Consider the following 15,538-nt stretch of genomic DNA (forward strand, 5'->3'; position numbering starts at 1 on the left):
AAAACTTAAAGCGCGCTATGGCAACAGACGTTGTCAGGCGCTTTCATCATTATAAATATTCTCCTTATAAGCATAGCCCCTTCTTCCCTTTGCCTTCAGTGTCCCTAAAGTTTTATGCATATAAGTAATATGGATAAAAGCTTTATCATTTAAGGCCCAGTTCGCTTGCAGTATGTGTTCATTTATTCCATACTTAGACTCAAAAAAGTTACATAGGTTTTTTTATGCAAAAATGGTCGCCTACCTCTTGGCTCCAGTACTCGTATTTACAAGCTGCAACTTATTCCGATAAAGAACAGTTAAATAAAATTGTAGAACAACTGAGCCTTTTACCTCCTCTGGTTACCAGTAGTGAAGTAAAGAATTTGAAAAAAGAAATTGCACGAGCTGGACGTGGAGAAGCTTTTATTCTCCAAGGTGGAGACTGCGCTGAATCATTTAATGATTGTCGTTCGGAAGTTATTAGCAATAAACTAAAAATCATTTTACAGATGAGCTTGATTTTATTGCATGGCTTACGAAAACCCATTATTCGTGTTGGACGAATTGCTGGGCAATATGCAAAACCCCGTTCTTCAGATTATGAAACGATAGAAGGAGTCACTTTACCCAGCTATCGAGGTGATTTGGTTAACTCCCCTGAGTTTACTCGGGAGGCACGGGAGCCCAACCCTAAATTATTATTGCAAGCGTACAACTGCTCAGCAATCACTTTAAATTTCATTCGTAGCTTACTCGACAGTGGTTTTGCAAGCCTAAATCACCCTCAGCAATGGGATTTGGGTTTTGTTGAACATTCAAAACAAAAAGATGAGTATCAAACTCTGGTTAAATCAATTGCCGATACTTTGGACTTTTTAGATACCGTTAGTGGAATACAAGCCAGTAACTTGGCTAAAGTGGATTTTTATACTTCTCATGAAGCCCTGCATTTGCATTATGAGCAAGCATTGACTCGTCAAATGGAAGATGGTTTATGGTATAACCTCTCTACTCACCTACCCTGGATTGGTATGCGCACAGCACAAGCTGACAGCGCACATTTGGAGTTTTTACGCGGCGTTGAAAATCCCATTGGGATCAAAATTGGACCTTCAGCTACTCCCGAATGGTTAGAAGAAGTATTGCATCGAGCAAACCCTCAGCGTGAAGAGGGACGACTTTTGTTGTTCACTCGACTAGGAGCGCGCCATATAGATAAACTGCTTCCCCCACTTATTGAAGCCGTGAGAAAAACAAAAATTCCAGTGACCTGGTCTTGTGATCCCATGCACGGAAATACAGAGACAACAGTGGATGGCATTAAGACTCGCCACTTTGACAACATACTTTTAGAGCTCAAACAAGCTTTGGAAATTCATCGCACTATGGGCAGTTATCTAGGGGGGGTTCATTTTGAACTTACTGGTGATAACGTTACAGAGTGTATTGGAGGCGCTCGCGGGTTATCAGCAGATGATCTGAAAAAAGCTTATCATAGCCTGGTTGACCCCCGACTCAATTATGAACAATCATTAGAAATGGCCATTCAATTGAGTAGACAGTTTGGAAATGAATAGTTCTTTGTTTGTCATGGGAAGTTTCGTTTTTTCACATCGTTCTTTATAGAAATTAAATAGCAACTGTTTTGGCTCTAAATTCAAGATAGTTGCTCCAGTAATAGTCCAAAGAGCATCTCGAGAGTTACCCTAAGTTAAACTCCTTCAAGAAATATATCGAGATCAAGCGACGAGCGCCTGCCAAGGTCATTCGCATGTTCTGAGAGAAAGGCGTCAGCAGCTCGACGCCCTTCATCACGTAACATGAGCAAAAAGTCCCATTCTGCATTGAGCTTGGATGAATAGCCGAGCTCGATCATGATGTCGCTGCTCACTCGATGTATCCGCATGCCAGCCCATTTTGCTCCTTCGGAATTATCTGGATGCGCCAATTGCCGTAATAAAGCAATCATGCGAAGCTCCTTAAGCAACACAGCATTGAACGAAACTTCATTCAGACGGTTTAGAATGCCTCGTGCAGACTGAGGAATATCTGGCCGTGTTACGGGATTGATTTGAACTAAAATCGTATCATGTGATTTACATTCCCGTACCAGCGGTGTAATTGTGGGATTCCCTGAGTATCCTCCATCCCAGTAATGCTCTCCATTGATTTCGACCGCCTTAAAAAGTGTAGGTAGACATGCGGACGCAAGAAGCACATCCGGAGTGATTTCGTCATTGCGAAATACTCTTCCTCTGCCGCTGCTAACGTTTGTCGCAGTAATAAATAATTTGATTGGACTACGGGACAATCGCTTAAAGTCGATAGTTTCCATTAAAATAGTGTGAAGTGGATTAACTCCGAATGGGTCAAGATCATAGGGTGAAAACAATCGAGATAAGATATCCATGGTGATAAAAAAAGGAGAATAATCAAGCGACCACTGGCCCAGAATAATATCAAGAGGACTGCGTTGTAAGAGACTAAATCGCGCCGCTTCAGAGACGCTCTTCCAGAACAATTCAAGCAAGTCGCGTGCTCCCTGAGGACCATCTTTGGTGTACCCATCGGCAAGGACCGCTGCATTCATAGCACCAGCAGATGTACCCGAAATGCCATCGATTCGTAACTTCTTTTCTTCTAATATACGATCCAACACGCCCCATGTAAATGCACCATGAGCACCACCACCTTGCAGTGCTAAATCGATAAGAACATCATCAATTATTTTTTGAGAATACGTTATGGTGTGTGACATCCGTTTCATTGAATATGTATAGAGAAGAGTCCATATTTTTAACATAGAGGATAAATCAAGAAAATTCAAATCCAAAAAATTAAAAAGAGCCTGGAAGGAGTTTAATTGTGTTGGTAACTTGGCTGCTTGCAGCCGGAAAGAATGAAAGATAATAGTACTTTGCGAGCTACCAGGCTTCCGTCACAGGCTGCATATTCATTAACACTCTTAGTTTGATTTTTTCAAATATCGTGCGACAATCGGCGCATAATTAATTCATTATGAAAAATATGAGGCCGAATTGATAACTAACAAGCAAGACCCAAATTCGCAAGCGCATCCCCCTACAGTTCTTCATGAAGAAAACTTATTAAAAATCGATAACTTATTGCAAACAAATGTAAGAATTGGTAAAGAAAGCCATACTGTTCAAGAATGGTTAAACACGCCAAATTGTTCTTTGCGAGCGGGATTTCAAGCTGCAGCCATTGCTGCGTTTATAGAAGATCAATTGTTTTTTTTGGAACATTTAAATCAGTATCTTACTCATCTAAAAAAATACATGGAATTTAGCAAAACCCAAGAAAAAATACTTGATGCAGATGACGAGCTCCAGAGATTTCTGCAAGAAAAAAATCAACCTCAAGCAGAACAAGCACTCCAACAAGCATTATCTCTTCTTAATGAGATTTGGACAGAATGTATTAATGAACAAGGCAGCTTTCATCTAAATATATCATTGTCCAGTATTTGGAACGCGCACTCGGGATTTGAAAGTGCTGCAAAAGAAGGTAAGAAAATAATTGAACAAATTTCCGTTGAATTGCAATTATTAAATCATCTAAAAGTAAGGAAACGATTAATCGACATACCTAAAATCTACCTTGAATTATTCAACCAGCCAGAGACAACTCCAGATAAATTAATGCTGGATACAATAAACAATGCAAATCTCATTATAGCCAGAATTCTTCCTGGTATCCTCGGCGATGAAGGAATTCAGCAAACCAAGGCAGGAGAGAAAGCGTTCAATGAAGCCTTAACAAAATGGGGGAAAGTAAACTCATTAACACCTCCTGAACCTTGGGGACCAAGGCAGGCACTTTTAGCAAAAAAAATGAAGAATGTTGGTAATCTCATTTGTGCATGGGCCGAAGAACATTCACATGCAGGCAAATCAAAAAAATCACAGGTCAGCAATTCATTCAATGTTGCTCCTCTATTATCACCTCGATATCAAGGTAATCCGATAATATCAAAAGAGCGAGAGGATAACTCTTTATTAACATCATCAGGAACTAAGGCCAATGAATCCATTTCAAACAAATCTAAAAATAGAAAATCATTAAATCTTACTTTTTTAATGTCACATAATCATCAGGATAAATCTAAAAAATTAAAAGAGAATGAGAATAGTTCTTCATCATTGTTTTCACATTATCCTGAAGCAAAATCAGTTTCTGTCCAGTCCCGTCCCTCTTTTTCACTTTTTTCGATTTTCTCTCATAAGTCGGACAACTACACTTTCCCTACTCAAGAAGAATTAGAACATGCTGATCAAATAAGAAAATTAACGCTTCCTCCAACCCAATCAGATATAATTTTATATCATCATCTCATTGAGAAAGTGAATGCTCTTAAAGACAAAAAATATCAGAAACTAAAAAGAGCGGTAGAGGAAGAACACTCTCTTTCGTTCCACAAAGAGCCTCATGTGATGATTGATTTGTCAGAGGATTGTGCTACATCGAGTTTAAGTCAATGTTTAACACAATAATTATATTGCCCTAAGTTCAGGCCAGATCTAAAACTCATTCTGGATTCAATAATCAGGAAATCAAGCACCCTATTAAATTTAATAGGGCGCGATAAACTGGCAGTCAACTTAACAATACACGATTTCAGTCAAACTAATTTATGTAGACAATAGAGATAAATTATCAACAGCCCTAGATTTTTTTCAAAATTTAGTTAAAGGAATTTTTTAATCTGAAATTTGTTCCGTATTAAGATACATTATCATCAAAGGAGTAAAACATGAGGGCAAGGAAGTTGCCAAAACTGTTGCAAGGATTCACATTAGTCATATGCCTATCTCCTCTGACAATTTATGCAGCCCAACAAAAGCTTCTATGGGGGAAAGTGGAAGATCATGCATCATTATTAAAAAATTTTCACCTGAAACATAACGCACCAAGTTCACCGGATCTGCAGTTACCTACAAATTTATCCATTCAAAAAAATACGATTAATACCTTACAATTAATCGGGGGGAACGTTGATACCTCTGAAGTAAGTCATGTACGTTATAATCAGTATTATGATGGTTTACCTGTTTTTGGCGCCCAAGTTATTTATCATATCTCCTCGAACGCTAATACAACTGTAACGGGCCTATTAGTTGATGATATTGTTCAAGATGTTCCTAATATAGATAGTAAAATTTCAATTGCACAAGCTGAAACGATAGCAACTGCCGGAAATTCTGTTGCTACTCGTGTCAATACGAAAAAAATTATTTATTTTGATAAAAATAGTTCAAGCAAAGCGATTCTTGCTTATCATATTTCTTATGTGAAGAAGACCTCCCGGGGGCCGTCAATATCCTCTTACATTATTGATGCGAACAAAGGAACCGTGCTACAGGAATGGGACGCACTACCTAAATCTGCGTTAGGCCAAGGCCCGGGTGGAGTCACATTTAATAATTTACCTTATCGCTCAGGAAGATATCAATTCGGTAACTTAGAGACTGGTACCAATGCCTTAGGTAAATTTGATATTTTGTTCCAAAACAATACATGTTCTATTTCTAATAATCTATTTCGGGTAATCAATTTAAAAAACCAGGAAGCAGCTCAATTGCCTTTTGAGTTGCCAATCTCAACTGCTAGTGAAATTGCCTACCAACTTATACCTTTTGTTTATGCTTGTTCATCACCAAACTATGCCAATTTGACCGATGATGGATTTGCGCCGGTGAATGATGGCTTATCTCCGATTAATGATGTTACCTATTTCGTGAAACAAACCTTCAATATGCTTACAAATCAATATAAGGTTCCATCGCCAATTGGCACGCAGTTACCGTTGCGGGTATATACTCACTTAGCTGATTTTGATAATGCGTTTGCTTGTGGTCCACATTGCATGCAAGAAGGCGGGATTGTCGGACCGCAACAACTGGTATTTGGTAATGGGCAAACGCGGTTTTCACCACTTACAGAAGCAGATGTAGTGGCCCATGAACTTGGCCATTTGGTTACCGATCATTTTTCAACATTGATATATTTTCAGCAATCCGGAGGGATTAACGAAGCATTTTCTGATATCACTGGCATGACTGTTAACAATTATTTACGTACCACTCTTGGCTTTACTTGGTATTGGAACGGTAATGATTGGACTATCGGTGCAAATATTTCTAAAACTGGTAAGCCATTACGCTATATGAATAACCCACCATTGGATGGTCGTTCTATTGATAATGCCGCTAATTTCATCCCAGGTATGAATGTTCACTATTCAAGTGGTGTTTTTAATAAAGCGTTTTATTTATTAAGTACCACGCCTGGTTGGACAATTAGTAAAGCGTACCGAATTATTTTGGATGCCAACATGCATTATTGGATTCCCGGGACTGATTTCGCATATGGGGCCTGTGGCGTTATTCAAGCTGCTTATAATAGAGGCTATCCTTATCAAGATGTTATTATTGCGTTTAGTCGCGTTGGCGTCACCTGCTTAGTCGGTCAAAGTGCCATAATGGCAACAAATAATTAACATTAAGGGATTAGTCATGAAAGCACTACTATTAGGATTGGGTTTAGGGATAGTACCAGCATGCACACTAGCCAATGGTTTAGTTAATAATTCAGATCAATTCAGTGGCTTTTATTTGGGCGGTGCCTTAGGTGGTCTTAGAATATCAAGCGATCAAAGCTTGGAATTCAATCGTAAAAAAGTTGCCAATGTCAGCAAATATAACGCTCATCTGAATACAAGCAATACCAGGTTGCTTGGCCAGATAACTGCAGGGTATGGAAAAGCGTTTCATGTATTTTATATCGGCGGTGAACTGATTGCTGAAATTACGGATGCTGAAGTCAAGAGGCATACACCTAATTTAAAATGGAACATTAAACAAAAAAGTGCATTTGGCGGTCGAGTAAAATCAGGCATCGCATTAGAGAAATGGTTGCTATATGGTTTAGCAGGAATTGAAACGGTTAGAATTGAACACCAAATCGATTTTATCAGAGGTGGAACTTATAGCAGTGGCACCATGTTTTTGGATCCAATTAATACTAATAGAAATACTACTGTCTGGCAATTGGGATTAGGCGTTGATTATAGCTTAAATAGACATTGGGTCGCTCAATTAGAATATGCTCACAATTTATACAGAAATCATACAAATGCTAATATTGATCATCGAGTTATTACCTTTAACAATCCCAAAGGCATATATAGTTCTTCTTTAAGTGGCAATGAAATCACTGTAGGTGTTAAGTATCTCTTCTGTTAAATAAATATTTAAAGAAATAACCATCCAGAGATCTGTCTCTACTTATAGCCTGAGCGCAGCGAAACCCAGGCTACAATTTGATATCACTGTTGATGATAGTAAGGGCTAAACTCATGAACAGCCTCTATCATCACCGCAACATGCTCCGGCGGCACGTCAGGAGTAATGCCGTGGCCAAGATTAAACACATGTCCGGATCCTGCACCGAAAGATGCCAACACCTTCTTTACCTCTTCTCGAATACATTGTTTGGAAGTCAACAATACGCTGGGATCAAGATTGCCCTGCAATGCAACTTGATTACCGACTCTACGGCGTGCATCACCCAAGTCACATGTCCAATCGATTCCCAAAGCATCACACCCCGTTATTAGCATTTTTTCCAACCATTGACCACCGCCTTTGGTAAACAAAATAACCGGTATGTTAGGGTAATTCGCTTTAATTTGATGCACAATCTGCTGCATGTACCCTAAGGAAAATTTTTGATAATTCTCTGGTGTTAAAATTCCACCCCAAGTATCAAACAGCATGACTGAATTAACACCCGCCTTGATTTGTTCCATAAGATAATTTGCGACAGATGCTGCTAACTTTTGCAGCAACATGTGAGCCGCATCACTTTCGGTGTAAATTAAATGCAAAATACGCTTAAAGTCTCTGGTACTTCTGCCTTCAACCATATAACACGCTAAAGTCCATGGGCTTCCTGCAAAACCAATCAAAGGAAGCTCTCTTGGCATTTCTCGCCGGATTAGTCGTACCGCATCCATTACATAGGCTAAAGAATCTGTTTCAGGGACTTCCAAATTGGCAATTGCCTGTGTATCGTGCAAAGGCCGCTGAAAACAAGGTCCCTCACCCTCGGAAAAATACAAACCTAATCCCATCGCATCAGGAATTGTCAAAATATCAGAAAATAAAATAGCAGCATCTAAAGCATAACGACGCAAAGGTTGTAATGTAACCTCACATGCAAGATCGGGATTTTTGCACAGGCTTAAAAAGTCACCCGCCTGTTCTCTAGTCTTTCGATATTCAGGTAAATAACGCCCAGCCTGACGCATCATCCAAACAGGAGTTCGTTCTACGGGTTGTCGTCTTAAAGCACGTAGAAACAAAGATTGATCCAAATCATACATCATGTTATCTCAACATCATCAAAATACCCTAATGCTAACATATTTAAGCAATATCCACTCGTACTAATACAATAATTGTTTATGAATTGACTCTAGAATAAATTTAGAAACATAATCTGCATCAATTTTATAAAATTAGAGTTTATTATGGGATTAATAAAAAATTCATCACAATCAATAGGATCAGGATATCCTAAAAGCACAGGTAGATTAAAAATTGTGCTTGGAAACTCTGAACAATCTCCCAAAAAAGTTGCTTTAATGGGCGACTCCACTTTAGATAATGGATATTGGGTCAATAAAAATAAACCTTATGATCAGAAAACCCAGACAGTAACGCATCAAACAGCAGTTGCTCTCGCTCATAATGATTCATCTGACTCCTACGAGATAGGAAATTTTGCCGTTGATGGTGCTACGACAGAAGATCTAATGAAATATTGTTCCTTAGATAAAGTTCTGCCAAGAGATATGGATCATAATGGCTCTTATGTACATCAATTGAATGCGGTTACCCAATGGAAACCTGACGTTGCGGTATTAAGTGTGGGTGGTAATAATTACCGAGAGGCTCTAGCAATTACCTTGATGAAGGAAATGAATCATCCTCAACTCCTTTTAAGAATTACACCAGAGCAGGCCAAACCAGCCATTAACATAGCGTTTGCTCAAGTAAAAGCAAAGATACTAAAAGATTACAAAAAAATTATTGATGAGCTAATTGAGAATAACCCTCAACTTAGTCGTGTCGTCCTATTATCTCAATATTATCCCTCAATTACAAAATTAACCCCTTATTTTATTTACACTGGATTTTCTCATTTAGCGCGTGCTGAAGGAAAAGGACGCGCTCCTTTCACTGTAGTTGAAGAAACCATGAATGAACTATATCGAGAAATCCTGAATTATGTAGCAACGAAACAAAAAGAGATTGTTTTTGTTGATATGACTTCGTCATTAAACCCTTTAGGTGGAAAGCATGCCTGGCAAATTGAACCTAATGAGCAAGGCTCTGTGATCATGGGACAATTAATTGCCGAGGCAGTTGAATATAGTTTCCCAAAGCATCAAACCGAACAAGATAAAAATCCCATCGCCAGAATTTATATGGACTCTGATGAAAAACAGATTCAATCACAAATTTTAAAGAAAGAAGATATAGAACAATTTAGTGTCAAAAAGATAGGACAATTTATAAGTGAAAGTCGATATCGTCATTTACGTTTATTGTTTTCCCCTTCATCCAGCTTAGCTGTGCGTTTTGAAAGTGCTTATCATGCAATTACAGGCAAACAATTTGATGATGAATATACCGGTTTTCCTGCTTTGGGTTTATTGGACCTGACTTTAGCCCCCGTGATGGCTACTTATTTATGGCGTGTTGCAGTGGATGAAAACGTTCATACTTCATTTAGGGTAATGGCAGGTAGTGTTGCCGGACCTATTTTATTTAGTAAAATGATTCTTGGCTTATCTTTGATGTTAGTACTCGCATTACCTATACTTGGATACGACAAAACAGTGGGCACCCTATTCAATAAATCTGATGCTACTCAAAATCAGGTAGAACATTCTGAAAGTAATGAATTAAAAGTATAAATGATGTGTAGAATTATTCCTGGGAAGCCTCCAGGTTACAGATTCGTTTTCATCCGAGCGACACAACTCTATACATAACAATAACTATTTAGATAAAATCATCAGTAAATTACTTTGGGTAGGCGGAAATAACCTTGGATACCTTAAATATCAAAGCTCTTAATGTAAGTACCAAAATTGGCGTTTATGCATGGGAACAACGCATTAATCAACAATTATTAATTGATATCAGTATTGATACTGATTTCAGTGCGTGTCAGGAAGATTTGACTAAGACCATAGATTATGAAGCTCTTTGTGACAGTGTAACTCATTATGTTGAATCAAAATCATTTCAACTCATTGAATCAGTTGCCAATGAAGTTGCAGATTTAATCAAGAAACAATTTAAAGTCACTCAAATTACTATAGGGGTTAGTAAGCCTCACGCAATCAAGAATGCAGCAAACATTCAGGTAGTTGTGCGTCGTTAAGCAAATTCTAGCTTTAGACTTTACCCTACCCTGGGTTAAATGTTAACAGCGATCTTATCAACCGCTGGTAACCATACCGTTTAGACGTTCATTTTTTGCCAAAGTCATTTGCGCCTGTTGGGCAAGTGCGCGATTAGAATAAGGACCCACTACTACCCGGAACCAATTACCTTTTGTGGGATGACTTACAGGGATGATATAAACACTAAAGCCTTTAAGTATCAATGTACCCTTCATTTGCTCGGCATCTTTGCGCGCCTTAAAAGAAGCCACCTGTACTAAATATTTCCCTTTATCTGAAGTAGCAGGTTTTGCTATGGCTGCATTGTTAGCAGCAACAGGTGCTTTAGAAACATTAGGTTTTATTGGTGCTGCTGCATTGGCAACATTGACTGCTGTTGCCTTAACAGCTGAACTAGCTGTAGTTGGTGCGGTTGGGGTAGCCACAGTTGCTGCAGGTTGAACTGAAGCTGCAGAATTAGCATTTGTTTGGGAGTTTGGAACTTTCTCATTAGTTAGTAGTGTATAAAACTCAAATTTTGGTTTAGGTGGAATCGCGGCATGTTGTGCCCCGGGCTTAGGAGCTTCTTTTTTAATTTCATGATGCGCCAAAACCTGGGAATTTACCCATTGACTTACGGTTTCTATATCAAAAAAAGAAGCGGTCAAATACCCTAATAAAAAAGTAAGCGTAATCACTAAAAACTGATGCGGTCCAGCACTGCGCGACCGCGAAGAACGCCTATTTCCATATTCTTTTGCCATCACATACTCTCAGGAGCTGATACGCCCAATAATTCCAAACCATTCTTTAATATCTGACGTACTGCCTCTAGCAGACAAAGACGAGCACATCGCAATTGCTCTTGCTCACACAAAAGCGGAACAGCATTATAATAGCTATGCAAGCCATTGGCTACTTCACGTAAATAATAAGCCACTTGATGAGGCTCACAATGCTCAGCCGCCAATTCTACAATTTCTGGATACCGGCTAATTAAAGAAATCAAATGAGTTTCATGAGATTGATCTAATAAATCGATATGGTTTAACCCAATTGCCTTGTCCCAAAGCAAGCCTCGTTCCTTTAATTGTCTTAATACAGAGCATATTCTTGCATGAGCATACTGAATATAATAAATCGGATTATCACTGGATTCTGATTTTGCCAAATCCAAATCAAAATCCATATGTTGTTCTGACTTGCGTGCTACATAAAAGAAGCGCGCCGCATCGTTCCCTACCTCGTTGCGTAATTCTCTTAAAGTGACAAAAGAACCACTACGTGTCGACATTTGCACCCGCTCAGAACCACGATATAAAATAGCAAATTGAACGAGTAACACATCTAGTGCACTTTCATCATGCCCCAAAGCTTTAACAACAGCTCGCAATCGAGTGATATAGCCATGATGATCTGCACCAAAAATATCAATTACCCGATCATAACCTCTATCATACTTATTCCAATGATAAGCGACATCCGAAGCAAAATAGGTAGTATGGCCGTTAGCACGCACGAGGACTCGATCCTTTTCATCACCAAAATCAGTCGCCCTAAACCAAAGCGCCCCCTCCTTTTCAAAGGTATGACCACTATCCTTAAGCGCCTGAATACCTTTTTGAATGGACCCATCTTCAAATAAGGATTGTTCGGAGAACCAACTATCGTATTTCACACCAAAATCAGCAAGATCATCTTTGATATCATCAAGCACTGTATTCAATGCGTGTTGATGAAATAGGGTAAAAACATCCAAACTTAAAAGTTGTTTTGCACGAGCAACTAAAGCATCGATATAAAGTTCTTTGTCTCCACCATGAGGCTCATCAAGAGGTAACCCTTCAACTACACTAGCCCATGGATGTACGTATTCTTTACCGTGTTCTGCCCAAAATTCCTGCGCAATTTCGGAAACATAACCACCTTTATAAGCATTGGCAGGAATGATAACAGGCTCACCAGCAAGCTCGAGATAACGTAACCACACACTGGCAGCAAGAATATTCATTTGCCGTCCAGCATCGTTAACATAATATTCCAAAGTTACATCATAGCCAGCCGCCTTTAAAACATTTCCCAAAGTAGCCCCAAAGGCAGCACCTCTTCCATGCCCTACATGCAAAGGACCGGTTGGGTTAGCAGAAACAAATTCGATCAGTACTTTTTGATTTTGACCAATAGTACTCCGGCCAAATTGCTCGCCCTTTTCCAATATTTCACCAATAACTTGGGAGCGAGAACTGCTGCGTATGAAGAAATTAATAAACCCTGCCCCAGCGATTTCCACTTTATCCACAGAAGGATCAGCCGGAATAGCTTGAACTAATAGCTCTGCTATTTTACGAGGTGCCTGACGACATGGTTTAGCTAAAATCAAAGCCAAATTACTGGCATAATCACCATGAGCAGAATCTTTTGAACGGTCTACCTTTATATCAATATCCAAATCAGTAGGTACCTCACCTGCCTTTTGTAATGATATTAAAGCGTGTTTTAAAAGCTGCTCTACAGTATGTTTCATGCTACTTGGTATTCCATCAAAAAATGATGCTATTATGCGCTTTTTTGTACCATATGAAAAGGTTTTATATACCTTATGAATCACAATTTGCTCTCTTAATAAAAAACAGTAAATTGTTCCTGTATGAACTATGAGTTACACTTAAATACCCACTCTTTTCAAATATCATTAATACTGTGTTATCTAACTCGTGTGAATCACTAAGCGGTATCGGACCAACACTTGCGGCAAAACTTGCAAAATGTGGTATCCATTCTGTGCGTGATTTACTGTTCCATTTACCTTATCGCTATCAAGACCGAACTCGAATAACGCCCATTCAAGATTTACGCGTTAATGAGTGGTGTGTGATTGCTGGTCGGGTATGTAAAACAGAAATTAAAGCCGGTAAGCGTGCAATGCTGCATTGTTATGTAGAAGATAAAACCGGAATAATAAGACTACAGTTTTTCCATTTTAATAAAAATCAAATCAATAATCTAAAGAACAGTGCAATGATTCATGCCTTTGGTGAAGTTCGTGAATTCAACAATACCTTGACTATGACTCATCCTGAATATCAGTTGCTCGATGATGAAAATGAATGCCAAGTCAATGAAACACTCACACCTATTTACCCAAGCACGCAAGGCCTAAGTCAATCACGATTAAGACAGCTGGTGAACGTCGCCTTAAACAGTTGCAAGCAAGAGCTTCAACAATTGGAATGGATGAGCGAGGAACAATTACAAGCAAATTCCTTTTTCCCATTAGGAGATGCAATTCAATTATTACATAATCCTCCACCAGATATCTCCGTGCAATCCCTAGAAGAAGGCCATCATCCTGCTCTGAAAAGGTTGGTTTTTGATGAATTGTTAGCACAACGCCTTAGCATGCAATTCGCCAGAGCGGCACGTAATAGGTTACATGCTGTCGCATTACCTACAGATCAAAAATTGATACAACGTTTTTTAGAGTCTCTTCCATTTACACTCACCAAAGCACAGCATCGAGTCGCCCATGAAATTAGCCAGGATCTAATGCAAACGAAACCCATGTTACGCTTGGTACAAGGGGACGTGGGTGCAGGAAAAACAATCATTGCGGCCCTTGCTGCATTACAAGCGATTGCCAATGAACAACAAGTCGCCTTCATGGCCCCTACTGATCTACTAAGCGAGCAACACGCCAATAATTTGATCCGTTGGTTGGAGCCTTTGGGAATCAAAATATTAAGACTTAGTGGGAAAATGAAGCTAAGTGAACGAAGAATGGTATTTGCTGCATTAGCTGATCACAGTTGCCAGCTCATTATTGGCACTCATGCCTTATTTCAAGAAGCGGTGCAATTTGCTCGCTTAGGTCTAGTTATTATTGATGAACAACATCGATTTGGAGTGGAGCAAAGATTACTTTTGCAACAAAAAGGACAACAAGAGGAACTCATTCCTCATCAATTATTAATGACCGCCACACCTATCCCACGAACACTCTCCATGACCCACTTTTCCCACTTGGATATCTCAATTATCGATGAATTGCCTCCAGGACGCATGCCCATTGCAACCGCGGTATTAAGCCAGAACAAGCGGGAAACAGTCATTGAACGATTAGAAGTAGCTATAGCCAATGGTCGGCAAGTTTATTGGGTATGTACGCTCATTGAAGAATCTGAAAAATTACAATGCATGGCTGCTACTGAAACAGCACATGCCTTACAAGAACAACTTCCTGAAGCACGCGTAGGCCTTGTCCATGGACGAATGAAACCTTTGGAAAAAGAAGCAACTATGGCTGCATTTAAAAGTGGTGAAATTAACTTACTGGTTGCTACAACAGTTATTGAAGTCGGAGTAGATGTCCCTAATGCCAGTCTTATGATTATCGAAAACGCTGAACGTTTGGGTTTATCGCAACTCCATCAATTACGCGGCCGAGTAGGACGTGGAAGTACTCAATCTCATTGTATTTTGCTTTATCAAGCACCCCTCTCAGCACAAGGTGCTGAGCGATTAAAAATAATGCGCGCAACCAATGATGGATTTATTATTGCTGAAAAAGATATGGAGTTAAGGGGTACAGGCGAAGTACTAGGAACTCGGCAAAGTGGTTATCGGCAATTTAAAATTGCTGATGTGCAACGGGATCGTAATTTACTTCCACTTTTGCCCGCCATAGCAACAAAACTTTTAGAAGAATCGCCCCAAACTGCCCGCAATATTACCCAACGATGGTTAGGTAATTTTGAACAATTTTTACAGGGATAAAAAAATTTTTAGAAATATCCAAGTCAAGACTGTTTTTTATTTTTTTCTTTGTTAATATGGTTGGGCTAGTTTTCAATTCCCCCAAACATGCATTGTGGATAACTTCATCAAATTACCCTCATCTTTCAAATATAAACTTCTTAGATTGCTCAAAATATCCCTTACTCAACAAGTACTATCAAAGCTTAATTTGATATTTTTCAAAAATCATTTATCCACAAAATCTGTGGATAATCCTGTGAACATGATGTAAAACACCTTGTAAAACCAGCTTGATTTGCAGTTGTCTCAGAACGCTCCGAA

The 15,538-nt window shown here is 39.1% G+C and carries 11 protein-coding genes; 7 read left to right on the forward strand and 4 right to left on the reverse strand.

Features of this window, described 5'->3' with window-relative positions; all coding sequences use genetic code 11:
• Nucleotides 1–224: 224 nt before the first annotated feature.
• Complete coding sequence (locus tag DGG96_RS13230; protein ID WP_110143128.1) at nt 225–1,559, forward strand: 3-deoxy-7-phosphoheptulonate synthase class II; 1,335 nt, start codon at nt 225–227, stop codon at nt 1,557–1,559.
• 134 nt (nt 1,560–1,693) lie between these two features.
• Here DGG96_RS13230 and DGG96_RS13235 read toward each other — a convergent pair whose 3' ends face one another.
• Nucleotides 1,694–2,740, reverse strand: a complete 1,047-nt coding sequence (locus DGG96_RS13235) for a patatin-like phospholipase family protein (RefSeq protein ID WP_110143129.1) — start codon at nt 2,738–2,740, stop codon at nt 1,694–1,696.
• 280 nt (nt 2,741–3,020) lie between these two features.
• Here DGG96_RS13235 and DGG96_RS13240 point away from each other — a divergent pair, with 280 nt between their 5' ends.
• From DGG96_RS13240 to DGG96_RS13250, 3 genes are all read left to right on the forward strand, one after another.
• The gene (locus DGG96_RS13240; RefSeq protein WP_110143130.1) at nt 3,021–4,496 is read left to right on the forward strand and encodes a hypothetical protein; all 1,476 of its coding nucleotides are present in this window, start codon (nt 3,021–3,023) and stop codon (nt 4,494–4,496) included.
• 260 nt (nt 4,497–4,756) lie between these two features.
• Nucleotides 4,757–6,502: a M4 family metallopeptidase gene (locus DGG96_RS13245; RefSeq protein WP_110143131.1), complete on the forward strand. Its 1,746-nt coding sequence runs from the start codon at nt 4,757–4,759 to the stop codon at nt 6,500–6,502.
• Nucleotides 6,503–6,518: 16 nt separating this feature from the next.
• Nucleotides 6,519–7,247 (forward strand): outer membrane protein, encoded by a 729-nt coding sequence (locus DGG96_RS13250; protein ID WP_110143132.1) that lies wholly within the window; start codon nt 6,519–6,521, stop codon nt 7,245–7,247.
• 83 nt (nt 7,248–7,330) lie between these two features.
• Here the strand turns inward: DGG96_RS13250 and hemE are convergent, their stop codons facing one another.
• Nucleotides 7,331–8,389: a uroporphyrinogen decarboxylase gene (gene hemE / locus DGG96_RS13255; protein ID WP_165831617.1), complete on the reverse strand. Its 1,059-nt coding sequence runs from the start codon at nt 8,387–8,389 to the stop codon at nt 7,331–7,333.
• A gap of 147 nt (nt 8,390–8,536) precedes the next feature.
• On the opposite strand from hemE, the gene DGG96_RS13260 reads away from it, so the two are divergent.
• Both DGG96_RS13260 and folB read left to right on the forward strand, forming a co-directional pair.
• Complete coding sequence (locus DGG96_RS13260; protein WP_110143134.1) at nt 8,537–9,988, forward strand: SGNH/GDSL hydrolase family protein; 1,452 nt, start codon at nt 8,537–8,539, stop codon at nt 9,986–9,988.
• A 134-nt stretch (nt 9,989–10,122) separates the two neighbouring features.
• Nucleotides 10,123–10,461, forward strand: a complete 339-nt coding sequence (gene folB / locus DGG96_RS13265) for a dihydroneopterin aldolase (RefSeq protein WP_110143135.1) — start codon at nt 10,123–10,125, stop codon at nt 10,459–10,461.
• Nucleotides 10,462–10,518: 57 nt separating this feature from the next.
• On the opposite strand, the gene DGG96_RS13270 is transcribed toward folB, so the two are convergent.
• Nucleotides 10,519–11,226, reverse strand: coding sequence for an SPOR domain-containing protein (locus tag DGG96_RS13270; protein ID WP_110143136.1), 708 nt, complete (start codon nt 11,224–11,226; stop codon nt 10,519–10,521).
• Complete coding sequence (argS, locus tag DGG96_RS13275) at nt 11,226–12,986, reverse strand: arginine--tRNA ligase (protein ID WP_110143239.1); 1,761 nt, start codon at nt 12,984–12,986, stop codon at nt 11,226–11,228. Before argS ends, DGG96_RS13270 begins: the two co-directional genes overlap by 1 nt.
• Before the next feature lie 176 nt (nt 12,987–13,162).
• On the opposite strand from argS, the gene recG reads away from it, so the two are divergent.
• Nucleotides 13,163–15,235 (forward strand): ATP-dependent DNA helicase RecG, encoded by a 2,073-nt coding sequence (gene recG, locus DGG96_RS13280; RefSeq protein WP_110143137.1) that lies wholly within the window; start codon nt 13,163–13,165, stop codon nt 15,233–15,235.
• Nucleotides 15,236–15,538 lie beyond the last annotated feature (303 nt).

This window comes from Legionella qingyii (assembly GCF_003184185.1).